16 protein-coding genes are annotated in these 23,194 nt (G+C 73.1%); 8 read left to right on the top strand and 8 right to left on the bottom strand.

Annotated elements, in window-relative coordinates; all coding sequences use genetic code 11:
* Positions 1-525 precede the first annotated feature (525 nt).
* Complete coding sequence (locus tag DPM19_RS22665) at positions 526-1,893, top strand: beta-ketoacyl-[acyl-carrier-protein] synthase family protein (protein WP_111870011.1); 1,368 nt, start codon at positions 526-528, stop codon at positions 1,891-1,893.
* A 64-nt stretch (positions 1,894-1,957) separates the two neighbouring features.
* Here the strand turns inward: DPM19_RS22665 and DPM19_RS22660 are convergent, their stop codons facing one another.
* Entirely contained in the window at positions 1,958-2,632 is a 675-nt protein-coding gene (locus tag DPM19_RS22660) for a TetR/AcrR family transcriptional regulator (protein WP_111870010.1), read from the bottom strand.
* A gap of 83 nt (positions 2,633-2,715) precedes the next feature.
* Between DPM19_RS22660 and DPM19_RS22655 the strand changes: the two genes are divergently transcribed.
* Positions 2,716-3,924, top strand: coding sequence for an MFS transporter (locus tag DPM19_RS22655; RefSeq protein WP_111870009.1), 1,209 nt, complete (start codon positions 2,716-2,718; stop codon positions 3,922-3,924).
* Between the two features lie 21 nt (positions 3,925-3,945).
* Here DPM19_RS22655 and DPM19_RS22650 read toward each other — a convergent pair whose 3' ends face one another.
* Positions 3,946-4,875, bottom strand: a complete 930-nt coding sequence (locus tag DPM19_RS22650) for a proline dehydrogenase family protein (RefSeq protein WP_111870008.1) — start codon at positions 4,873-4,875, stop codon at positions 3,946-3,948.
* 116 nt (positions 4,876-4,991) lie between these two features.
* Between DPM19_RS22650 and DPM19_RS36975 the strand changes: the two genes are divergently transcribed.
* Positions 4,992-6,110, top strand: coding sequence for a PucR family transcriptional regulator (locus DPM19_RS36975; protein WP_111870007.1), 1,119 nt, complete (start codon positions 4,992-4,994; stop codon positions 6,108-6,110).
* 55 nt (positions 6,111-6,165) lie between these two features.
* Here DPM19_RS36975 and DPM19_RS22640 read toward each other — a convergent pair whose 3' ends face one another.
* From DPM19_RS22640 to DPM19_RS22620, 5 genes are all read right to left on the bottom strand, one after another.
* Positions 6,166-6,915, bottom strand: coding sequence for an SDR family NAD(P)-dependent oxidoreductase (locus DPM19_RS22640; RefSeq protein ID WP_111870006.1), 750 nt, complete (start codon positions 6,913-6,915; stop codon positions 6,166-6,168).
* 187 nt (positions 6,916-7,102) lie between these two features.
* Complete coding sequence (locus DPM19_RS22635) at positions 7,103-9,814, bottom strand: ATP-binding protein (protein WP_111870005.1); 2,712 nt, start codon at positions 9,812-9,814, stop codon at positions 7,103-7,105.
* Between the two features lie 141 nt (positions 9,815-9,955).
* Positions 9,956-10,672: a cutinase family protein gene (locus DPM19_RS22630; protein WP_111870004.1), complete on the bottom strand. Its 717-nt coding sequence runs from the start codon at positions 10,670-10,672 to the stop codon at positions 9,956-9,958.
* Positions 10,673-10,826: 154 nt separating this feature from the next.
* Positions 10,827-11,756, bottom strand: coding sequence for a serine/threonine-protein kinase (locus DPM19_RS22625; RefSeq protein WP_111870003.1), 930 nt, complete (start codon positions 11,754-11,756; stop codon positions 10,827-10,829).
* A gap of 23 nt (positions 11,757-11,779) precedes the next feature.
* Positions 11,780-14,233: an ATP-binding protein gene (locus tag DPM19_RS22620; RefSeq protein ID WP_146778952.1), complete on the bottom strand. Its 2,454-nt coding sequence runs from the start codon at positions 14,231-14,233 to the stop codon at positions 11,780-11,782.
* Positions 14,234-14,385: 152 nt separating this feature from the next.
* On the opposite strand from DPM19_RS22620, the gene DPM19_RS22615 reads away from it, so the two are divergent.
* The 3 genes from DPM19_RS22615 (at position 14,386) to DPM19_RS22605 (ending at position 17,582) form a co-directional block, all read left to right on the top strand.
* Positions 14,386-14,958: a GNAT family N-acetyltransferase gene (locus tag DPM19_RS22615; RefSeq protein WP_111870001.1), complete on the top strand. Its 573-nt coding sequence runs from the start codon at positions 14,386-14,388 to the stop codon at positions 14,956-14,958.
* 84 nt (positions 14,959-15,042) lie between these two features.
* A complete protein-coding gene (locus DPM19_RS22610; RefSeq protein ID WP_407642570.1) occupies positions 15,043-16,287 on the top strand; it encodes an FxsB family cyclophane-forming radical SAM/SPASM peptide maturase in 1,245 nt (414 codons plus the stop codon).
* Complete coding sequence (locus DPM19_RS22605) at positions 16,284-17,582, top strand: HEXXH motif domain-containing protein (RefSeq protein ID WP_111870000.1); 1,299 nt, start codon at positions 16,284-16,286, stop codon at positions 17,580-17,582. The genes DPM19_RS22610 and DPM19_RS22605 overlap by 4 nt, the downstream gene beginning before the upstream one ends.
* Here DPM19_RS22605 and fxsT read toward each other — a convergent pair.
* Positions 17,579-20,116, bottom strand: coding sequence for an FxSxx-COOH system tetratricopeptide repeat protein (fxsT, locus tag DPM19_RS22600; protein ID WP_233510650.1), 2,538 nt, complete (start codon positions 20,114-20,116; stop codon positions 17,579-17,581). The genes DPM19_RS22605 and fxsT overlap by 4 nt on opposite strands.
* A gap of 379 nt (positions 20,117-20,495) precedes the next feature.
* Here fxsT and DPM19_RS35395 point away from each other — a divergent pair, with 379 nt between their 5' ends.
* Positions 20,496-20,672, top strand: coding sequence for a hypothetical protein (locus DPM19_RS35395; RefSeq protein ID WP_158566854.1), 177 nt, complete (start codon positions 20,496-20,498; stop codon positions 20,670-20,672).
* A 302-nt stretch (positions 20,673-20,974) separates the two neighbouring features.
* A complete protein-coding gene (locus DPM19_RS22590; protein WP_325050274.1) occupies positions 20,975-22,960 on the top strand; it encodes an nSTAND1 domain-containing NTPase in 1,986 nt (661 codons plus the stop codon).
* Positions 22,961-23,194: the final 234 nt, after the last annotated feature.

Genomic DNA, 23,194 nt, shown 5'->3' with positions numbered 1-23,194 from the left:
TCGAAGCTCCGTTGATCGTGCCCATCGGCACGGCCGCCGGGTGGGATGCGCGTCCAGGGCCGGCGGACTCGCGAGTGCCGTCAGGTTAACCCCGCGTTTCTCGGCGGTCAACGAATCGCCGGTGGCACGCCGAGCGCCGCGTTGTGCGCCCGTCGATGGGCTTTGACCTGGGGTTATCCGGGCCGAGGGCGGTTTCGGCCGGGCCACCGCACTGCCGATTTGGGGAATCTTATATGAGATATACTGTAAAAGTTGTGCGATTTTCACCACTCTGATGGGCGGCGCTTCCCCGTGCGGCGGCGTTGATCCGGGCCCGTCGCCTCGTCCCGAGGCGGTCCCGTTCCGTCGCGCTTTCCGGGCCGATGGTGACGCTGGGCTAGTACTGCGGTGACAATCCGGACATTCCACAACGCTCACAGTCCCTACAAGCCCCGCTTTCCGGGTCACGCCTACATTCCTCCGGCAGAACGGTTCGCACAGGCGCCGGTCCCATCAGCCGGGACGGAGTGAGGTGGCTTGGTGTCCATGACCGATCCCTCCCGCGCGTTCTCCCCTCGCGACCCCCGTGACACGACACGCGTGGTGGTGACCGGCATGGGCGTCAAGAGCCCCGCCGGGAACACCGTCGAGGACGCCTACGCCACCGTGCTGTCGGGCAAGCCCCAGGCCGCGGTGATCCCCGAGTTCCTCGACCTGGGGCTGCCCGTCACCATCGGCTGCCCGGTGCAGGGCTTCGCCCCGGAGGAGTACTTCTCCAGGGCCGAACGGCGGCAACTCGACCGCACCGCGCAGCTCGGGGTCGCCGCCGCCGCCGACGCCGTCGCCGACTCGGGCCCCGGCCACACCGGCGACCCCACCCGCTCCGGCGTCTACGTGGGCAGCGGGGGCGTGAGCCTGGCGGCCGCCATGGCACTGGCCGACCCCTGGCTCGCCGGCCCCCGGGCCAAGGTCCCCGTCACCACCGTGCCGCTGCTCATGCCGAACTCGACGGCCGCCCGGATCGCGATCCGGCACGGGATGCACGGGCCCTGCCTGACGGTCTCGGCCGCCTGCGCGAGCGGCGCGATGGCCATCGGCGAGGCGGTCCAGGCGATCCGCGCGGGCGGCGTGGACCGCGCGGTCGCGGGCGGGACCGACGCGCTCCTCGCCCCGTTCTTCATCGCGGCCTTCGCCCGGCTGGGCGCGCTGTCGCGGCGCAACGAGGCGCCCTCCGCGGCGAGCCGCCCGTTCGACGACGACCGGGACGGCTTCGTGATGGGGGAGGGCGCCGCGTTCCTCGTCCTGGAGCGCGCCGAGGACGCCGCGGCCCGCGGTGCCCGCGTCTACGGCGAGATCACCGGCTACACGGCGACCACCGACGGTTCCCACATCGTCAGCCCGGAACAGGACGGGATCCCGCTCGCCCGCGCGATGCGGGCCGCGCTGGGCCAGGCCGGGCTCCGCCCCGAGGACGTCGGGCACGTGAACTCCCACGGCAGCTCGACCCTGGCCGGCGACCAGGCCGAGGCGAACGCCCTCCGCGCCGTCTTCGGCGCCGGGACGACCCCGCCGATCACCGCGCTCAAGGGCGTCACCGGCTACCTGCTCGGCGCCGGCGGGGCGTTCGAGGCGGCGATCGCGCTGCGCTGCGCCCAGGACGGGCTCGTCCCGCCCGTCCCCAACTTCGGCGGCGGCCCGGAGGCCACGGGGCTGGACGTCGTCACCACCGGCCCGCGCCGGGTGCCGCCGGGGCCGGTGCTGTCGTGCTCCGTCGGCTTCGGCGGCCACAACGCGGCGCTCGTCCTGTCCCCCGGCCGCCCCGGGCGACCCTGGTCGCCGTCCCCCGACATCACCACCATCAGCGTCGGCGGCGTGCTGCGCAGGACGCTGGAGCACTCCGAGCCGCAGCCCTGACGCCGCCGACCGGGACGCACGGAAGCGGGATCGCCGTCCAAGCTCCGCGGGCGCCGGCCGGTGGTCAGGTCAGGCGGGCCGCGATCCCGTCCAGCACGACGTCCAGGCCGAGGAGGAACCCGTCCTCGAAGTCGGCGTTGTCGAGCTGGGCGTGCCGGGTCAGCACCGGGTAGCGGTCGGCGCTCCGGGCGATGTGCTCCTCGGCGGCGCGGCGCAGTTCCGCCTCCGCCGCGGCGTCGCGGTGGCGGGAGCGCCAGGCCAGCTCGGTGAGGACGAAGCCGTTCACGTAGCTGGACAGCGCGCTCACCGCGCCGAGCAGGCCCGGGCCCGCCAGGCCCGCCCCGTGCAGGACGGCGTAGACGCGCTCGGAGCGGGCGAGCGCGTCCGGCCCCAGCAGCGGGCGGGTGCCGAGGAGGGCGGGGATCCACGGGTGGCGCCGCATGACCTGCCGGCTCTGCGACATGAGCCGGGTGAGCGTGGCCCGCCAGTCCGCCCCGGCGGCGTCGTCCAGGTCGATCTCGCTCAGGGCCGCGTCCAGGGCCAGGTCCAGGACGTCCTCCTTGGCCGCCACGTACCCGTAGATCGACATCGTTCCGCAGCCCAGCCGTGCGGCCAGGGCCCGCATGGAGAACCCCGCGACGCCCTCGGCGTCCAGCAGTGCCACGGCCGCCGCGACGATGCGCTCGCGGGACAGCCGCGGCCGGCCCTCCGGCTGCTCCGGCCGGAACCAGATCGCCATGGACGGCCCCCTTTCGTACGGCGTACGGAAAACCGTACAGCTAGCTTGACCGCACTTTCCTCCCCCCGAGAAAGGCAGCGGCGATGGCCGAGCCGACCCGCCTGTTGAAAACTCCGAACGTCCGCTGGTACCTGGGCGGGCTGGTGCTCTCGCTGCTGGCGAGCACCGCGCTGACGCTCGTCGCGGGCATCTGGGTGAAGACCCTGACCGGCAGCAGTTCCCTGGCCGCCCTGGCGACGTTCTGCGCCTGGCTGCCCCAGTTGCTGGCACCCGCGATCGGGGTGGCCGTCGACCGGGTGCGCCGCCGCGCCCTGCTGGTGGCGACCAACCTGGCGATGGTCCCGGTGCTGGCCCCGCTGCTCCTGGTACGCGGACCCGACGAAACCTGGATGATCTTCATCGTCATGGCGCTGTACGGGGTGTCCTTCACCCTCATCGGGGCCGCCGAACCGGCGCTGCTGGCGAGCATGCTCGAACCCGGCCAGTTGGGGCGCGTCAACGGGCTGCGCATGTCGCTGCAGGAGGGCATGAAGCTGGTCGCCCCGCTGATCGGCGCCGGGCTGTTCGGGCTCGCCGGCGGCCCGGCGGTCGCCGCCACGTGCATGCTGTGCTTCGCGGCGGCGGCCGGGCTCACCGCCCGCATCCGGGTCCGGGAGGCCGGGCCTGCCGGTGCGCGGGCGTCGTGGCGGTCGGAGATGGCGGCCGGGCTGCGCCACCTCGCCGCCCGGCCGGCCGTCCGGTCCCTGGTCGCGGGCTGTTCCGTCGTGATGCTGGCATTCGGGTTCATCGAGGCCGCCGCGTACTCGCTGGTCGCGGACGGGCTGCACCGGCCCCCGCAGTTCCTCGGCGTCGTGGCGGCCCTGACCGGCGCGGGCACCATCGCCGGGGGCCTGCTGGCGCCCAGGGTCATGGCCCGCCTCGGCGAGCCCCGGCTGACCGCGGCCGGCGTCTTCGTGTTCGCCGCGGGCGCCGCGCTGCTGAGCACCGGCCGGCTGCCGGCCGTCGTCGCCGGAGCGGTACTGAACGGGGCGGGCGTCCCCTGGCTCGTCATCGGAGTGATCACCTTCATCCAGCGGACCACCCCCACCGCGCTGCTCGGCCGCGTCCTGGCCACCGTCAACGCCCTGCTCTTCACCCCCACCACCCTCGGCATCGCCATCGGCGCGGGCCTGGTCTCGGTGCTCTCCTACCGCACACTGCTACTGACGATCACCGGGATCACCCTGTGCGCCGGCGCCTACCTGATCAGAACGCTGCCCGCACCACCCTCCCCCACCGAACCACCTTCCTGAGGGTCAGGGAGGCCGGGGCGGTCAGTCGCGGGTGGTGAAGGAGCGGAGGAAGAAGGTGAGGTTGGCTGGGCGTTCGGCGAGACGGCGCATGAAGTAGCCGTACCAGTCCGAGCCGTAGGGCACGTAGGCGCGGACCTTCCGGCCCTCCTCGGCCGCCAGGCGGCGCTGCTCGGCGGTGCGGATGCCGTAGAGCATCTGGAACTCGTAGGAATCGGGGGTGCGGCCGTGCCGCTCGGCCAGCCGCCGGGTCAGGTCGATGATCCGCGGGTCGTGGGAGCCGATCATCGGGTAGCCGTCCCCGGCCATGAGGACGGCCAGGCACCGCGCGTACGCCCGGTCCACGTCGGCCTTGCGCTGGTGCGCCACCGCGGGCGGCTCCTTGTAGGCGCCCTTGACCAGCCGGACCCGCGAACCCTCGGCGGTCAGCGTCCGCACGTCCCGTTCGGTGCGGAACAGGGCGGCCTGGAGGACCGCGCCGGTGCGGGGGAAGTCGCGGCGCAGCACGGACAGGATCGCCAGGGTGGAGTCGACGGTGGTGTGGTCCTCCATGTCGAGGGTGACCGTGGTGCCGATCGCCGCGGCGGCTTCGCACACCGCGCGGGCCCCGGCCAGGGCCAGGTCGTGGCCGCCCGGCAGCGACTGGCCGAACGCCGACAGCTTCACCGAGACCTCGGCCCGGTCGCCGAGCCCCTCGGCACCCAGCGCGGCGAGCAGTTCGAGGTAGGCGTCCCGGGTGCGGTGCGCCTGGGCCGGGTCGGTGACGTCCTCGCCCAGGTGGTCGAGGGTGACGTCGATGCCCTGGGCGGTGAGCGCCCGGACGGCCGCCAGCGCGTCGGGCAGCGCGTCGCCGGCGATGAAGCGGTCGACGACGGGCCGGGTCATCGGGGTGTGGCCGACGAACCGGCGCATCCGGTCGCTGCGCGAGGCGGTGAGCAGCAGAGGTCCTAGCATCGGTGACCTCCCAGGTGAAGCGGTATGTCCTCGCTTCGAAAGCTAGAAGCCGCGCCCCGCGGGCGCCATCGACAGCGGTCACGACCCGGGCCGGCCCGCCTTGTACATTCGTATGAGTGGCGGACTATCAGCGTCTGGTGGACGAGGTGTCGGCGCTGCTGCGCGCACCGGTGACGCTGGAGGACCGGGAGTTCGCCCTCATCGCCTTCAGCTCGCACGAGGACGAGGCCGATCCGGTGCGCACCCGTTCGATCCTGCACCGCCGCTCGTCCGCGCAGGTGCGGGCCTGGTTCGAGGGGTTCGGGATCGCCCGCGCGGCCGGTCCGGTGCGCACCCCCGCCGACCCCGGCACCGGGGTGCGCGCCCGGCTGTGCCTGCCCGCCCGGCACGCCGGCGGCACCTACGGCTACCTGTGGGTCCTGGACGACGGCGCCGTCGAGCCCGCCGACCCGCGGGTGGCCCGGGCCATGGCCCTGGCGGCCCGGGCCGGCGAGCTGCTGGCCGCCGACGCGTGGCTCGGGGAGGCCGCGCCGCGGGCGTTCGCACGGTTGCTGTCGGCGTCCGCCGGGGAGCGCGCCGACGGTGCCCGGATGCTCACCGACCTGCGGCATCCCGTCGCCTCGGCTCCCGTCGCCGCGGTCCTGGTGACTCCCGCGCCGGGCCCGGCCCGGGTCCCGCACGGCGTGCTGGCCCACCGGGTCCGGAACGGCATGGCGCTCCTCGTGCCGCTGCCGGATCCCGACGACACCGCTCCCGCGCGGGCCGCCGCCACCCGCCTGCTCGGTTCGCGCGAACCGCTCGCGGGGGTGGGCGGAGGCCGGGCGGAGTTGCAGGAGGCGGTGGAGTCCTGGCGGGAGGCCCGGCTGGCGGTACGGGCCGCCCGGGTCGAGCCCCGGTTCGCCCCGGTGGCCTGCTGGGACGACCTCGGCGCGCTCCGGATGGTCGGCGTGCTGCCCGCGGCGGCGCCCGGGGCGCCCGCCGACCCGGTGCTGCGCCCGCTGCTGGCAAAGCCGCACGCCGACCTGCTGCGCACCGCCGAGGCCTACCTGGAGCACGCCGGCCAGGTCCAGCCGGCCGCCGCCGCCCTGTCGGTGCACCGGCAGACGCTGTACTACCGGCTGTCCCGGATCGAGGCGCTCACCGGCCTGGACCTGGGCTCCGGCGAAGACCGTCTCCTGCTGCACCTGGCCGTCCGGGCGTTCCGCCTGGCCGCCGTCCCCGACCTCACCTCCTGACGGCCCGGAGATCGCTCGCCGGGCCGCCGTACGGAGGTGGATCCGGCTCCGGTGATCAGTCGACGAGCGCGCCGCAGGAGATGTTGACCTGGGTGGAGGTCAGGGTGCGGGCGTGGTCGGAGACCAGGAACGCGGCCACCCGCCCCACGTCGGCCAGGGTCGCGGTGCGCCCGAGCAGGGTGGCGTCCGCCATCTGCTGCTTGATGGGCGCAATCTCCGGGGTGTCGGGCATGCCCTCCGAGACGCCGCCGGTACGCATCGACAGCACCCGCACCGAGTGCGGGCCGAGCTCGCACGCCCACTGCCGGCGCATCGCCTCGATCATCTCGCAGCCGACCTGCACGGTCCCGAGGCCGGGCGAGGAGTTGGTGCTGTCGGAGCCGCCGAAGTTCAGGATCACCCCGGACCCCTGCTTGACCATGTGCCGGGCGGCCGCCTGGGTGGTCAGCAGGAACGTCCGGGCGACCTTCTCCATCGACCTCGCGAAACCCTCGACGGGCATCTCGATCAGGGGCGTGAAGATGGCATCGTGCGAGATGACGTTGACCGAGACGTCCACGCCACCGGCGACCTCGGCGACCGAGTCCACCCAGCCGTTGACGGCGGTCTCGTCGAGGGCGTCGACGACGGCGGTCTCGGCCAGGCCGCCGGCCTGCCGGATGTCCTCGGCCACCGCGTCGAGCTTGGCCGCGGTGCGCCCGGCGAGGAACACCCGCGCCCCCTCGGCGGCGAAGGCGCGCGCCATCGCACCGCCGATGCTGCCCCCACCGCCGTAGATCACGGCCGTCTTGTTCTCCAGAAGCATGTCGTCCTCCGTCAGTCGGTTTCGATGCACCCGAAGCTAGGACTGGCGCGGCACGGCCCGCATCGGTCGGGCGACGGGCGTTCGGGAACCGCCGATCATCGGCGTCCGGGCAGGTGGGCGGGCCCGCCACCGGACGGGCGGGCACGACCGGCGGCCATGCCCGGCTAAGTCGGTTGACGGATACGGCTCACAGCTCCAGCCGGGCGAGTTCCATCCGCCGGGTGACGCCGACCTTCGGGAACGCCCGGTACAGGTGGTGGCCGACCGTGCGGGGGCTCAGGTAGAGCTGGGCGCCGATCTCCCGGTTGCTGAGGCCGGCCGCGGCCAGCCGCACCACCTGCAGTTCCTGCGGTGTCAGCCGGTTGAGGACGTCCGCGTCGTGGGCGCGCGCGACCGGCCGGTCCCCGAGCACCTCCAGCTCGGCCCGGGCCCGCTCGGCCCAGCCCTCGGCGCCGAGCCGGGCGAAGGCGTCCCGGGCCAGGACCAGTTGCTCGCGGGCCTCCGGGCGGCGGCGCCGGCGGCGCAGCCACGCGCCGTGGGCCAGCCGGGTGCGGGCGGCGTCGTAGGAGCGGTGGGGGTGCCGGGCCAGCGCGGCGGCGTAGTGCCCGTCCGCCTCGTCCCCCTCGTCCAGCAGCGCCCGGCAGCGCAGGGCCAGGGCCGCCGCCACCGGGCTCGCGGTCGGCTCGGCCCAGGCCGCAAAGGCGGCGAACCGGTCCCGGGCCAGGTCCGGCCGGCCGGCGCGCAGCGCGGCCTCCACCAGGTCCGGGACGGCCCGCAGGAGGAGGTCGTGCCGGGCCGGCCCGGTGCACACCGCGTCGAGGTGCTCGACGGCCGCGGCGGCGCGCCCGGCGGCGAGGTCGAGCAGGCCCAACCCCCAGGACGCCAGCGCGGCGTTGGTGGGGTGCAGGTCGGCGTGCCCGAGCACCTCGGCGGCGAGCGACCGGCACCGGGCCTCGTCCCCGGACACCGCCGCCAGCCAGGCCGACACCCCTTTCATCGCGGTCACCTGCATGTCCATGCCGAGGTCGGCGGCCAGCGACATCCCCTCCGCCGCGGACGCCGCCGCGCCCCGCAGGTCGCCCTCCCAGAACGCGGCGATCGCCAGCGGCTCCAGCACGTACGGGAGCCAGCCGAGCGCGCCCTGCCCCCTGGCCTCGGCGGCCAGCGCCGACAGCAGCGCCAGTGCGCCCGCGTCGTCGGCCACCAGCAGTGCCGCGAACCCGGCGATGACGCGTTCGACGAAGTCCTCGATGGCTCCGGTGCGCGCGTCCGCCACCAGCGCGATCATCGGGGCGGCGGCCTGCCCGGGATGCCCCGCGGCGAGCCGCCCGTAGCCGATGAGGCCCGCCGCGACCCGGGCGGGCGGCGACCCAGGCGGCAGGCGGACGGATTCGAGTAGTTCGACGGCGCGCCGGAGCAGGTCGTGGGCGCAGGCGTCCCGGGCGGACCAGACGGCCTCGGTCAGCATGGACACGGCCCGCTCCGGGTCGGTCCCGGCGACGAGCGCCGCCGCCTCCAGCGCGAGCGCCGCGTCCGCGACCGGCGAGGTGCGCTCGTACTCCACCTGCGCCCGGACGTAGACGGCCTCGGCGACGACGGCGGGCTCGTCGGTGAGGGACGCCACCTCGGTGGCCAGCCGGGTCGCCCGGTCGGGCTGGCCGGCGTCGTAGGCCGCCCGCGCGGCGTGGACGATCCGGCGGGCCTTGCCGGCCCGGTCGGTGCTGAGCCGGGCCGCGCGCTCGTAGGCGGCGGCGACCGCGGCCGTCCCGCCGCGGTGCCCGGCCCGGCGCGCGGCCCGCTCCAGTTCGGCCGCCGCCTTCTCGTCCGGGCCGGTCACGGCGGCGGCCAGGTGCCAGGCCCGGCGGTCGGCGTCCTCGGCGGCGGTCAGCACCCCGGCGAGGGCGTCGTGCGCGGCGATCCGCTGGTGGTGGGCCGCGTTCTGGTAGGTGACCGCCCGGATCAGCGGGTGCCGGAACCTGATCTCGTCCCCGGACAGCACGACGAGCCTGGCCTCCTCGGCCGGGCCGAGGTCGGCCGCGTGCGCGCCGAGTACGTCGGCGGCGCGCAGCACGACGCCCAGGTCGGTGGTGCCGGCCGCGGCGGCCACCACCAGCAGCAGGCGGGTGGCCGGTGGCAGCCCCGCGAGCCGGCCGCGGAAGGAGTCCTGGATCCGGGCGGTGACCCGCAGCGGGCCGACCTGGGACGGGCCGGCGCCCCCCTCGGCGCGCAGCGCGTCCGCGAGTTCGGTGAGGGCGAGCGGGTTGCCCTCGGCCTCGTCCATCAGGCGCTCCCGCACCGGGACGGTCAGGCCGGGCAGCCGGGCGTCCAGCAGGTCCGCGGCGGTGGCGCGGTCCAGCCCGTCGAGCCGCAGGACGTCGATGCCCGGGGTGGGGAACGGCCGGGCCGAGTCGCGGACCGCGAAGAGCATGCAGATCGGGTCGGCGGTGAGCCGCCGGGCCGCGAAGAACAGCGCGTCCGACGACGCCCGGTCCAGCCACTGCGCGTCGTCGACCACGCACAGCAGCGGCCGGTCCCCCGCCAGCTCCGACAGCAGGGTGAGCGTGGCCGCCCCGATCAGGAAACGGTCGTGCACCGGGGCGTCGGCGAGGCCGAACGCGGACCGCAGCGCCGCCGCCTGCTGCCCCGGCAGCGCCGCGAAGCGATCGGCGAACGGGTGCAGCAGCAGGTGCAGCCCGCTGAACGGCAGCTCGCTCTCGGACTCGATCCCCACCCCGCGGACGACCTGCATGTCCCCGGCGTCCGCCATGACCTGGTCGAGCAGCGCGGACTTGCCGATGCCGGCCTCGCCCCGGATCACCAGCGTGCCGCTGCGCCCGGCCCGGGCCGCCGCGAGCAGCCCGGCCACGCGTTCGAGCTCGCCTTCCCGGCCTACCAGCACGCCGCAACGGTAGCAATTCACGACGTTCCCGGCGTGCCATCGCGCGGCACAGCCGAGGGCGAACTCCAAAGTCCCCGGGCCCGGCCTCCTCGGGCCCGGCGGGGCACGAGAAGGCCCCGCCGGGCCGGCGGGGCCGCTCGCTCAGCCGTTGATCTTCTGGACGGCGAACCGCGCGCCCTCGGCGACCGTGCCGTTGAAGAAGTAGAGCAGGTGGGCCAGCACCCCGCCGCCCTGCTGGCAGACGAAGTCGCCCGCGGCGCAGAAGTCCCTGATCCGGCTGGCGTAGGCGTCGAGGTCGCCCTTGCCGCGCGGCTTGTCGCCGCTCTTGCCCGGTTCCGGATTCCCGGCGTTGAACGGCTCACCGGCGACGAACCGCGGGTTCCCGTAGAAGACGACGGCGGCGATCCTGGCCGACGCGGCGGCCGACACCTCGCCCGCGCCCTGCCCGGCCAGGCGCTTGGCCGGCGGGACGAGGGAGTCCCCGGTCACCTGCGCGCCCTGGGAGTAGCCGATCAGGATGTACCGCTGGTCGGGGCAGGCCACCGCCTCGCTGTTGAGCAGCGAGACCAGGGCGGTCACCCCCGCGGCGGGGCTGGTGTCGAAGTTCGGCGCGGCCGGGTACGGCAACTCGGTGTACTTGGTCTGGCCCGGCAGCGCCGCGGCGATCTGGTCGCCGACCGGTTTCTGCAGCCAGCTTCCGCTCTGCGGCTCGAACGTCCCGCGCGCCGAGATGATGCTGACCGGCTTGCATTCGGCGGCCTGCGCCGGGGCGGCGAACGCGACACCCGCGAGCGTTCCGGCGACCAGGGCGGACGCGGCGACCAGGGCCGACGACCGGGCGGACGGGGAGTGGGGCATGGCACGACTCCTTAGCACTGGCACGGCACGGCGCCGTCACACCCTCCTGCGCCCGGCGGGCCGGGACTACCGTCGCGGGAACGGATTGCCCGGACCGGCTTGTCAGGGGCACGACAACCCGGGCGCGAGGCCCGTGGCCGAGCGCGTTTCCCCGCTACGCGAAGGCGGCCAGCAGGTCCCGCGGGCCGGGCCGGTCGGCGGGCCGGGGGGCCAGACATGCCTCGACGGTGCGGCGCAGCCCGGCGGGCAGCCCGTCGAGGCCGGCGATCCGATCCGGCGCCGTCTCGGGGCCGTCCGGGCCGAACGGATCGTCGCCCAGGGCCGCGAAGGCCAGCACGGCGCCGAGGGAGAACACGTCGCTCGGCGCCTCGACGGGCTCCCGCCGTGCCTGCTCCGGCGACATGTAGGCGGGGGTGCCCAGAACCATGCCCGGCCGGGTGAGCCCCGCCCGGTCGTCCAGCCGCGCGATCCCGAAGTCGATGATCCGGGGCCCGTCGTCGGCCAGGAGGATGTTCCCGGGCTTGAGGTCGCGGTGGACGAGACCGCACGCGTGGATGGCGGCCAGCCCCTCCGCCAGGCCCGCCCCCAGCGCGCGCACCTCGGCCACCGGCAGCGGCCCGCGCTCGGTGACCGCCCGGTCCAGCGACGGCCCGGGAATGTAGGCCGTGGCGATCCACGGCAGGTCGGCGTCGGGGTCGGCCGCCACGACCTGCGCGGTGTGGAAACCGCCGACCCTGCGGGCCGCCGACACCTCCTGGGCGAACCGCTGCCGGTACCCCGGCGAGCGCGCCACCCGCGGCCAGACGACCTTCACCGCGACCATCCGCCCGCCCGGGGTGCGGCCCAGGTACACCCGTCCCATGCCGCCCTCGCCCAGCCGCCCCACCAGCCGGTGACCGCCCACCTCAGCGGGGTCGCCCGCCCGCAGCGGGTCGGCCGGCGGGCCGGGCGCGGCGGGCCGCTCGGGCGCCACCTGTACGGGCTCCCCGCCGCTGACGGTGACGTTGTGGTTGCCGATGACGACCGACCCCCGGACGTCACCGCCGATGTAGATGCGGTCCCGGTCGGGTGTGTCCTGCGGCATCGCTGTACCTCCTGTGCCGTCCGTCAGCCGGGCGGCGGTGAACTGTACGGGCCGGGGGTGAACCCGGGTGGCGGGGTGGCCGGCAGTTTGGGCCACTGGCCGGCGGCGACGGCGGAACAGATGTTGCGCATCCCGGTCTCCTCCAGGCAGAGCACCCTGCCGGTGCGCACGGTGACGGTGCAGGTCGCGACGGCCGGCGTTTCCAGGGGGTTGGAGATGTCGTCGCAGCCGATGAGGGCGAGCCGTACGGAACCGGTGTCCTGGAGGTGGTCGGCGAGGGTCGGGTGGCGGTCTCTTCGCCGGGCCGTGAGGCGGGCCGTCGTACCGGCCGGCACGACGAACCGGCAGGAGAACACCACCGCCCCGCGCGCCGGGGTGTTCGGGCAGTACGGCTGGCCGGGGACGTCGATGGACACCCCGGCGGCCCAGCCGGCGGCCACGATGACCTCCAGCGGGACGCCCGTGGGCGGGGCGGGCCGCGCGTTCGGCCCGGGCGGGGTCCGCCGGGCGCACTCCTGCCGGGCGGAGGCGTCCCGGGGGCTGGTGGTGGTGATGCAGACGGTCTTCTCGCGGTCGGCCCGGACGGTGCAGGACGCGGCGGCCGGGCCCTGGTCGCAGCCGTAGTAGACGAAGCGGACACCGGTGGGCAGCGGCCCGTCGGGCTGCACGGCGACCGGGCCGCGCTTCCCCTTCGCCGGCTTGATCACGGTGGTGCAGTTCGTCCGGCTGGGGGCGCGGACGCAGCGGCCCTCGGGCTCGCCCGGCATCTGCACGCTGATGACGCCGGTGTCCACCCGCAGGTGCACGGGCACCGTGTCCGCGCCCGCCGTCCGCAGGCCGAAGGCCGTGCCTCCCGCGGCGACGGCGACCAGGCCGCCGCCGAGGACGAGCTTGCCCGTCAGCCCGAGCCCCGCCTTCCCCGCTCCGGCGATGCCGGCGTGCTCGACGCCGCCCGTGCCCGGCGGCGACATCATGCTCGCGGTGTCGGGGGCCGCGGCGCCCGGGTCGGCGGTGACCGGGTCGGGTGCGGTGAGGCCGGGGTCGAGCGCCTGCTGGGTCTGCTCGGTGAGGTCGGCCTGATCGTGGTCGCCGAGCTCGCGCCAGAGCGCGACGGCCGCGGCCATCCCGGCCGCGGCGGCGACCCGGCGGCCGGTGACCAGGTCGCGGACGGCCAGTTCGTGGGTGAAGTAGGCCAGCCCGCGCCGGTCGCCGGCGCGTTCGGCGGCGGCCTTGCCGCGGTCGAGGATGCGCCCCCAGGCCGCCATGCGCAGCGCGAGCGCGGCGCGGGGGGCCGCGGCCCGGGTCAGGGCGACGGCGTCCCGGGCGCGGTCGGCCGCCACCAGCGCGTCGGCCAGCCCGGCAACCAGCCCGGCGTGCTCGGTGATGTCGGCGGGTTCCCGGTCGGGTTCGGCGAACCAGGCGCGGAGCCGGTCGGCGAGGGCCGCCAGTTCGGCCGGGGCGGGCCGTAAGGCGTCGGCGAGCTCGGGCCCGGTGTCGGGGGCGAGCCGGTGCCCGCGCTCGGTCGGCACCGACACGCCGAACGCGGCGAGTCGCCGGCAGGCCGCGGCGAGACCGTCGGGGACCAGAGCGACCAGTGCCCGGCCGTCCACGCCGTTCGCCCCGGCGAGGGCGAGCACCGCGGCCACGTCCCGCTCGGCGGGGTCGAGGGTTTCGACGATCGCCGGGAGCAGGGAGTCCAGTTCGGCCGGCTTGGGCAGCTCGCCCGTCCCGCCTGGCCGGCCGGCCAGGGCGGCGGCGCGGACCAGCCGCAGCGGCACCCCCCGGGTCGCCTCCCACAGTGCCTGCGCGGCGGGCAGTTCCCGCGCGTAGAGCGGGCGGTTCAGGCCCCGTTCGAGCAGGGCGAACGCGTCGTCCCGGGCAAACCCGGCGAGCTGGAACGCCTGCCCCTCGCTCCAGGGCGAGGGCTCCCGGGCGGTGAACACCACCGTGGCGGCGGCCACGGTGTTCATGACGAGCTCCAGTTCCCCGGCCGGGAACTCCAGGTCGTCGACCAGCAGGCAGACCTCGACCGCGGCCAGCAGGCGCCGCAGCTCGGTGCGGCCGGGCCGGTAGCCCCCGGTGTCGTAGCAGGCCTCGAACACCTCCTGGAGCACGTCCTCGGCGTCGCGGCCCGTCGTGGGCACGTAGACCACGGTCCGCCCCTGGCCGGAGAGCGTGTGCGCGGCCTCCCGCAGCAGGGTGCTCTTGCCCACCCCGGCCTCGCCGTGCACCTGCACGGACCCGCCCCGCGACACCACCTCGGCCAGCACCCCGAGCTGCTGGGTGCGTCCGAACATCCCCTCCGGCCGCCTGGGCAGCAGCGTCGCGTCGCCGCGAAGCCGCGGCTCCGGCCGCCGGCCCGCCTCGACGACGGTGACCACCGACCGGTCCCCGGTGACGGTGATGTTCCGGTCGCCCACGACCACCGGGCCGTGCACGTCCCCGCCGACCCACACCCGTGTTCCGGATTCGCCCATCCGTACCCCTCAGGCAGGAAGCCGCCCCTCGGGGCAAGGCTAGATCGGGTTGATCCCGTCCATGCCGGTTTTCGCCGACCCGATCCCGTAGTGCGGAAAAGTACGCACAATCCAGGCCGGGGCGCCCCACCCCTGCCGTAGGTTCTGGTCGGGTGAGGGCACATCCCGTAGCGCAGGGCCGTCGGGTCGTCCTGCGGCGCGTCGTCTCGGAGGACTGCACCGAGTTCACCGCCCTGGCCCGCGCCAGCGCGGACCTGCACCGGCCGTGGATCCACACGCCGGCCACCCCCGAGGAGTTCGCGGACTACCTGGCCCGGTTCGACGGGGTCCAGGCGGTCGGCCTGGTCGCCTGCCTGCGTGACACCGGCGCGATCGCCGGCCTGATCAACATCAGCCAGATCGTGCGCGGGCCGTACCAGCGGGGCACCCTCGGCTACGGCGCGTTCGCCGCCACGGCGGGCCGGGGGTACATGGCCGAAGGGCTGGGGCTCGTCCTGGGCTACGCCTTCGGCGAGCTCGGCCTGCACCGGCTGGAGGCCGACATCCAGCCGGGCAACGAGGCGTCGCGCGGGCTGGTGGCCCGGCTGGGGTTCCGATTGGAAGGCTATTCACCCGGCCTCATCCGAATCGACGGAATCTGGCGCGACCACGAACGGTGGGCCGTCACCGCGGAGATGGCCGATACCGCCACGGGGCAGTACCGAGATCACCGTATGCACGTTTAAGGATCTTCCATATATGTGCATAATCGAGCGAAACGGATAATGCGCAGCGCCGCGCTCCCGTCCCGCCCCTGGGGGTAGATCTGCGTGGCATTCGGTGTCGAGCCGGGCGGCCATGCGTCCGAGTGGCCCGAGTCCCTCGACGTCCGCGCTTTGCTGGAGGCCGGTTGGCGGCCGACGCCGTTTCGCGAATTCGTCCTCAAGATCCATAGTCGCTGCAATCTGGCCTGCGACTACTGCTATATGTACGAAATGGCCGACCAGAGCTGGCGCAGCCAGCCCCGGCGCATGTCCCGCCCGATCGTCGACTCGGTCGCCGTCCAGATCGCCGAGCACGCCCGCACGAACGGGCTCTCCCGGATCGGGGTGACCCTGCACGGGGGCGAGCCGCTGCTCGCCGGGGTCGACCACATCCGCTACATCGTCTCCACCCTGCGGGCGGCCGCGGAGCCGGACGTGGAGATCTCCTTCCACGTGCAGACCAACGGGGTGCTGCTCAACCCGGTCTTCCTCGACCTGTTCGACGAGCTCGGAGTGCGCGTCGGGGTCAGCCTGGACGGTGACGAGAAAGGCCACGACCTGCACCGGCGCCGCGCCGACGGGCGGGGCAGCCATGCGGAGGTGCTGGCCGGCCTGGCGGTGCTGACCGCGCCGCCCTACCGGCACCTCTTCGGCGGCCTCCTCAGCACGGTCGACCTGCGCAACGACCCCGTCACCACCTACGAGGCGCTGCGCGCCTTCGACCCGCCCGGGATGAACTTCCTGCTGCCGCACGGCAACTGGGACACCCCGCCGCCCGGCCGGCCGGCCGGCGACACGACCCCGTACGGGGACTGGCTGATCGCCGTCTTCGACCGGTGGTACGGCTCGAAGGTCCCCGAGCCCCGGATCCGGCTGTTCATGGAGATCATGCGCCTGCTGGTGGGCAAGCCCTCGCGAAGCGAGTCGATCGGGCTGTCGCCCGTGGCCGTGGTCGTGGTCGAGACGAACGGGCAGATCGAGCAGGTCGACACGCTGAAGTCGGCTTTCGCCGGCGCCACGAGAACCGCCTTTCACATAGCCCGTGACTCGTTCGACAGCGCGCTGATGCTTCCCGCGATCGCGGCCCGGCAGATCGGAGTCCGGGCATTGTCCGAGAAGTGTCTCTCCTGCGGATTGCATCGCGTCTGCGGGGGCGGCCTGTATCCTCACCGCTACCGCTCCGGACACGGTTTCGCCAATCCCTCGGTGTACTGCAAAGACCTTTTCCGCCTGATCACACATATCCACCAGGTGATGGCGAGGGACGTGGCGACGCTGAAAGAGAAGGCCGCCGAGGCGGACCTCCCGTGAGCGCGGTGCCCGAAGAACTCTTCCTGGCACTGGCGGCGGGCGGCGGCGGGCCGGCGGCGGCCGGGCAGCTCGTCGCCGCGCAGGCCGGCAAGCGGCTGCTGCTGTTGCGCGGCGTGCCGGAGACGGCCGGCTCCGCCGGGCACCCGCGAGCCGCCTGGGCGGAACGGGCCTTCACCACGCTCGCGGAACTCCAGGAAAAGGCGCCCGACACGGTCGAGAAGGTCGTGCGCTACCCGACCGTCGGAGCCTGGGCCCGGCGCACCCTGCTCGTCCTGATGGGCCGCGCGCGGGGTGCGGCCGATCCCGGCGAACTCGCCGCGCTCCCCGCGGCCGCCATGATCGCGGCCGGACTGCCCGGTGAGATCGAGGTCCCGGTCCGGGACGGGGCCGTGGTGCTCCCCGCCCTCGGCCGGGCGCTCGTGCCGGGCGGGAAGACCGCGCTCGTCCGGTCGGACGGGACGGCGGCCGAAGTGGTCGCGGCCGGGACGCGGGTCCGCGTTCCGGCCGATCCCAGCCACGATGCCCCGGGCTGGGAGGCACTGCGCCCGCTGCGTGCCGTCCACGAGGGCTTCGAGATCGGGTTCCTGATCGACGACCACGACCCCGACCGTATGCCCGGCGCGGCCGTGACCGGGTGCAGGCTGGCCGGGCCGGAGGTCGAGCGCTGGCGCGCGTCGCTGACCGAAGCCTGGGAGATCCTGGTCGCCCACCACCGAACCACCGTCGCCGAGGTGGCGGCGCTGATCACGGTACTCACCCCGCTCGTGGCGGCACCGGGACGGCAGGCCAGCGGCACCCCCCGGCACGCCTTCGGCAACATCGGGCTGTCGGCGCCCCACGACCCCCTCTGGTTCGCGGAGACGCTGGCACACGAGGTGCAGCACACCAAGCTGACGGCGCTGCTCGACCTGGTCCCACTCACCCTGCCGGAGGACGGCAGCCGCTACTACGCGCCCTGGCGGGAGGACCCCCGACCCGCCGCCGGGCTGCTGCAGGGCGTCTACGCCCACCTGGGGGTGACCGGCTTCTGGCGCACGCAGCGCGAGCACGAGGCCGGGGAGCGGGCGCTGGCCGCGCACGGCCACTTCGCCCGCTGGCAGGAAGCCACCCACCAGGCGGCCCGGACCCTGGCCGGCAGCGGGCGGCTCACCCCCGCCGGCCGGTCCTTCGTCGCGGAGACGGAACGCACGCTGTGCGCGTGGAGCCGCGAACCGGTGCCCGCCGCGGCTCTGCGCCGGGCCCAGGACGCCGCCGACCGGCACCGGGCCGAGTGGCGGCTGCGCAACGAGGACTAGTTCGGCGGCGGGTCGAAGTCGGAGTCCAGGTATCGCCGCTCCAGCGCCACCCGAGCATCGGGGTGCTCCAGCCCCAGGGTGCGGGCATAGCCGTCCTGGACCCGCTGGAACAGGGTCTCCGCCTCCTCCTCTTCGCCGCTGTCCCGCAGGTTGGCCGAGAGGTTCGCGGCACAGACGAGCACCATCGGATGCGTCTCGCCCAGGAGCTGTTCCAGCCGCCGTAGCGTTCCCCGCCCGAGCCGGCACGCGTTCTCCAACTCGCCCAGGGCGGCCAGGTCGCTCGCCAGGTTGGTGGCCACGGTCAGGGTGTAGTGGTGGTCCCGGCCGAGCTTGGCCTCCAGGCCGACGAGGGCCCTCTCGTTGAGCTCCCGCCCCTCCCGCGCGTCGCCGAAGACCCGGCGCAGCAGGGCGAGGTTTCCGGCGCAGCCGTGGTTGTAGGGGTGCTCCGGACCGTAGATCCGCGGGTAGCGCTGGACGGTGTCCGCCGCGAGCTCGAGCGCGTCGTCGAGCCGTCCCGTGGTCCGCTGGATGTTCGCCAGGCACATCGCGGCGGCCAGCGTGTCGGGATGGTCCAGGCCGAACAGGCGCACGTAGCGGGCGTGGACGTCCTGCGCCAGGTCGAGCGACTGGTCGAACTCACCTGTCCGCCGCCAGGCGATCGAGAGGTCCTTCGCGGTGCGCAGCGTCCACGGGTGGTCGGCCCCCAGATCGCTCACCCCGTAGGCGTAGGCGTCCTCGCCCAGGTCGCACGCCTCGGCGTAGTCGCCGCACAGGCGCACCGCGCGGGCGAGACCGCTCCAGGCGACCAGCAGGCTCACCTTGTCGAAGTTCGGCTCGCCCTGCGCCAGGGCGAGGTGCGCGATGTACGCCGATTCGTGCAGTTTCTTGGCCCCCTGGTAGTCGCTGCTGAGAGCCAGGTCGAGGGCCAGGCTGTTCACCATGCCCAGCGTGATCAGATCGCTCTTCCCGAAGATCTCCTCGTAGCGGCCGAGCGAGTTCTCGTCATGGTCTCGGGCGGCCAGGAACTCCCCGTGCGTGCGCAGATCGGCGCCGATGCCGTTGAGCGTCAGCAACGTGCTCTTGTGGTCCGAGCCGTAGGTGGACTCCAGCTTCGCCAGGGTCTGCCGGTCGAGCTCGGCCGCGGCCCCGTACTCGCCGAGCTCGCGCAGGATGTTGCCGAGTTGCCGCTGGAGGTCGAGCACGTTGAGGTCGTGCTCGCCGGTGTCCTTGGTCCACTGCTCGATGAACTGCTCGGCGAAGGACCGCGCCGACGGGAAGTCCCCCGACCGGTGCAGGTATCGCACGAAGTTGTCAGCGAGCTCGCGCACATCGGGGTCGCGGCTGCCCGCGACCCCGGAAGGCTCGATATGCCCGAGCAGGCTCTGGTACCGGGGCCACTGGTTGGGGTCGGCCGGGCTGGACGGCGCGAACCCGGCGAGCAGCAGATGCACTTCTGACCCGATCTGCCGTTGCTTCGCCTCGGGCAGTTCCTCGCGCACCAGTGCCTGAATCAGCCGGTGTACCTGAATGGTGCGCTCGGCCGAGTCGATGCGCGCCAGCGCGTAGCGCCCGAGCTCGGCGACCGCGCGAGTCAGCCGGATCGGATCGGCGAGCAGGTCGGCGAACCGCTGGTCGAGACCAGGGCGCAACTGGCTGAACGCGTCCCGCGGAATGGGCTCCGGTCCGAAGAACGCGCAGTACCGGAGCAGTTCGACCGCCTCGGGTAGCTTCTCGGCGAGGCTGGTGACGGAGATCCCCCAGGCCGCCGTCATCGACACCGGGTACTCGGTCGGCTTGCCTTCGGAGAGCAGCTGGCCGGTGCGTTCCTCCAGCAGCCTGAGGTACTCGGAGACCGCTATCCCGGTCTCCGACTGCAGCGCTCCCGCCTGTTCCAGGGCCAGCGGCAGGTCGCCCAGTTCCTTGGCGAGCCGGTCGGCGTCGCCACCGCTGATCCTCGGTACCCGCTTACCCAGGAACTGCACGCTCTCCTCGCGCGAGAAGACGTCCACCGCGACGGTGTCCACGACCCCGTCCCAGCGGTGGTTGCGCGAGGTGATCAGGACGTGCCCGGACCCCTGCGGAATGATCTCATTGAGTTCCTCCGGCTGGTCCGCGTTGTCGAAGATCAATAACCACTTGGAATACGGATCGCCGCGCCGCAGGGCGTTGAGGACCGCGTACATGGCGTCTTCGATCCCGCTGGCCGTGGGCGACGGCAGGCCGAGATGCGGCGCGAGTCCGGCGAGCGTGGAGCGGACCAGGACGGGCTGGTCCGCGGGGATCCACCAGACCAGGTCGTAGTCGTCGCGGTAGCGGTAGGCGTACTCCACCGCCATCTGTGTCTTCCCGACACCGCCGAGGCCGTGCAGCGCGTGCGGAACCACCGCCGTCACCTGGTCGGCGATGCCCTTCCGCAGCTTGGCCAGCAGGTCCTCCCTGCCGGTGAAGTTCTTGTTACGGGGCGGGATCTTTCCCCACACCTCGGGGCCACGTCCTCGTGGCTGTCCGGTACCGATCGTCTGGGGAACAGCCACGCAAACCGCCTCCACGACCTGCTCGATCAAGGAACAGCCGGGATCCGACGAATTCCGGCCGGTGCGGTCATCCTAATCCGGGGACCGCTTGTTTCTCCATCGCCTGCCAGTACAAACCAAACCATGAACCAGCTCTGCGTCAGATTCCACAAACTACAGCTTTCCCGCGATACGGCCCCCGAACAGCCAGGTTCGGGCCGTCCACAACTCGCAGTAAAAATGTTGCAACACTGTGTCAACAGCAGCGACAAACCACCCTATGGCGCACATGAAAACGATCTGCCAAAATCTTCATGACATCCATAGCGCGCCTCCAATGACGCTGGCGCCCGGGAACGAAGCTCAGACGATCTTCCACCGGCTCAACATTGGAGAACACATGTCACAGCAGCCCGTCACCACCCTGGACGACTCCATCGACCTCATCGACCTCTCCGGCGTTCAGTTTCACGAGGTCGAAAAGCTCGACTCCCTGATCGGCGGGGGTGTACTGCTCGAAGTACTGGCCCCGGACATGTCGACAGAGGAGGAGTTCGCCAGGTTCGACAGCAGGTAGATTTCGCGATCAATCTCGACCAAGAGATGATCGACGAAACCAAGATCGAATATAGGGCGGGTTGCCGAATTCGGCCGCCCCCACGAGTTTCCTTACCTTCTCCGCCGCCTCCCTGACCATCACTCCACTAGAATGGCGCGGTCAGGCACTGGGAGTTCTGCGGAGTTCAACGTGGTACCGGATCTCGGCTTGAGTTCAAGGCCGGGCGAAAACTCGCACGGCCGGAGGAACGTCTCAAGCACTGAACCACGTCACCGTTCACGGCACCCGGTGGCCAGCGCATCGGCATCCGGAGACCGCCCATGACCGTTACTCCGCCAACCCACTATCGGTATCCGGCGCCCTATGTGGGCCTCCGTCCCTTCACCTCCGATGACAGGCACCTGTTCCACGGCAGAGATCGTGAAACAGAGGAGATCGTCGACCGCTGGCGTGGACACCGGATCACGCTCCTGCACGGCCCGGCCGGTGTCGGCAAGACCTCACTGCTCCAAGCCGAAGCGATTCCGCGGTTGGCGGCGGAGGGGAGCCGGGTGTTACCCGTGGCCCACCCGGGGCACAGGTCCTCGTTCCCCATGGCCGCGCTGTCCGAGCAGGACCCCCTGACCTTCGCCCTGCTCTCCTCGTGGTTCCCGGACGAGACACCGACCCGCGTCTCGGACCTCTCGGTCACCGATGTCTTCCGCCGGCGCACGCGGCGGGACCGGTTCGGCTCACCGGCCCGCATCTTCGCCGCCATCGACCAAGCCGAACTGATGTTCCGCGAATCCCCCCGGGGAGGACGGTGCAACGAACGGTTCCTGGAAGGGCTCCACCACGCCCTCGTCCGACAGCCGAACCTTCATCTCCTCATCTCCGTGCGCGACGACCTCCTCCCCGAGGCGCTGGCGTTCACCGAACGGTTGGACGCCGCCCATACCACCCGGTACGCGCTCGCCCCCCTCGAGCGGGAGCACGCGCTGGAGGCGGTGCTGAGGCCACCGAACGAGACAGGTCGTCCGCTCGATGGCAGGACCGCGGAGCTGCTCGTCGACGAACTCCGCACCCTGCGGGATTCCTCGGGCGGCAGGATCGCGGCGGGCCCGCTCGTCGACCCCACGCTGCTCCAGCTCGTCTGCGCCGAGTTGTGGCCTGAGCTGTCCTACGGAAGTGACATGCCCGCCGAGCGGCTCGTGCTGGAAATCGATCACATACTCGGCGGATTCTGCGCGCACGAACTCGCGACGGTCGCGGCCGACCACCGGTTGCCACCACGCAAGCTCGGCTCCTGGTTCCGGACTGCGTTCGTCGGCCTGGACGGCCGACACGATGTCGAAGAGGCCGCCGGAGAGGCGCACAATGTTTCCGACACCGTGCTGCGGGCGCTGGAGAATCGTCACGTGATCAAAGCCCACCGGCATTCGGAAAAGCGCTGGTACGAACTCCAGCACCCCCGGCTGACCAACCCGGTCCGCAAGCTCGGGGACCGGCCCGGCCCGGTTCGCCGGCCCGGCCCCGCCGCCCGGCTGCGAGCCGCCGGCCTGGCCCTCTCGGAAGGAAATCCGGAGCTCGCCAGGCACCATGCCGAAGGAGCGATCCGTGCCTGCGGCAAGGGTGATTTACGGATCCGAGCCGAAGCCGAATCCTTCCTCGGCAACATCGCGCACGAGGAGGGCGACGGGGAAACGGCGGCCGAGTGCTATCACCGGGCCGCCGAAATGTTCGAGACACTGCACGACACCACCGCGGTCGGCCGCCTGCTGGCCGCGGTCGGCAGGCTCAAACTGGCACAGGAGAGCGGCGCCACCGCAGCCGTGACGGAACTGCGGGCCGCGGCCGGCCGGGTGCCGCACGATCTCACCGTGCAGACCGGCCTGGGAGTAGCGCTCTGGCATGCGGGGCATCCGCAGGCCGCGCTGGCGGTACTGAACGGCGTCCTCAGCCATGATGGGAACGCGCCCGAGGCGCTGCGCGTCCGGGGAGAGATCCTGGCCGACCTCGGGGACGCCGAGTCCGCGCTGCGGGACCTCGAACGGGTCGACCGGCAGGCTCGCCCGTCGACCCGGGCCGCGTGGGCGCTCGCCCTCGCCATGTCGCACCAGATCGACACGGCCCAGGCCGAACTCAGCAGCGTGGTGATGGACGATGCGGACAACGGGCCCATGCTGCTACGGGCCGCGCGCGTACGGGAACTCGGCGGCGACCCCGAAGCCGCCGCCAGGCTGGCCACTCAGGCGGTGAGCGCCAAACACCCGCCGCTGCCGCCCCAACAGCGCGACACCGCAAACCGGATACTTCTCGCACAATGACCACGCCCCTATCACGAATCGGGGCAGCGACACCCCGCAGACGAGGACATTGTGATATTGCCGTGCATATAAATTAATATTAACGTTGGAGTACCAGGCTGCGGCTATGCTAGTCGAATCGGTAATATGCCGCGTGCGATATCGCCTGCAGGCCCCCGATGGCCCGCAGGGGCGCAGCTTGATCGGCCAGCATAAAGCTTAGCAAGACATAATATTCGTCCGTTTTTGGCTGTT

This window comes from Actinomadura craniellae (genome assembly GCF_003289645.1).
GTDB lineage: Bacteria > Actinomycetota > Actinomycetes > Streptosporangiales > Streptosporangiaceae > Actinomadura_D > Actinomadura_D craniellae.
This window is presented reverse-complemented; position numbering and strand designations above follow the sequence as displayed.

Bases quoted from the DNA above. Each gene is read 5' to 3' on its own strand.
- DPM19_RS35395 (WP_158566854.1), top strand. From the start codon at position 20,496: ATGTCACAGCAGCCCGTCACCACCCTGGACGACTCCATCGACCTCATC.
- DPM19_RS22650 (WP_111870008.1), bottom strand. From the start codon at position 4,875: ATGCTAGGACCTCTGCTGCTCACCGCCTCGCGCAGCGACCGGATGCGC.
- DPM19_RS22625 (WP_111870003.1), bottom strand. From the start codon at position 11,756: ATGCCGCAGGACACACCCGACCGGGACCGCATCTACATCGGCGGTGAC.
- DPM19_RS22660 (WP_111870010.1), bottom strand. From the start codon at position 2,632: ATGGCGATCTGGTTCCGGCCGGAGCAGCCGGAGGGCCGGCCGCGGCTG.
- DPM19_RS22640 (WP_111870006.1), bottom strand. From the start codon at position 6,915: ATGCTTCTGGAGAACAAGACGGCCGTGATCTACGGCGGTGGGGGCAGC.
- DPM19_RS22590 (WP_325050274.1), top strand. From the start codon at position 20,975: ATGACCGTTACTCCGCCAACCCACTATCGGTATCCGGCGCCCTATGTG.
- DPM19_RS22630 (WP_111870004.1), bottom strand. From the start codon at position 10,672: ATGCCCCACTCCCCGTCCGCCCGGTCGTCGGCCCTGGTCGCCGCGTCC.
- DPM19_RS22620 (WP_146778952.1), bottom strand. From the start codon at position 14,233: ATGGGCGAATCCGGAACACGGGTGTGGGTCGGCGGGGACGTGCACGGC.
- DPM19_RS22665 (WP_111870011.1), top strand. From the start codon at position 526: ATGACCGATCCCTCCCGCGCGTTCTCCCCTCGCGACCCCCGTGACACG.
- DPM19_RS22655 (WP_111870009.1), top strand. From the start codon at position 2,716: ATGGCCGAGCCGACCCGCCTGTTGAAAACTCCGAACGTCCGCTGGTAC.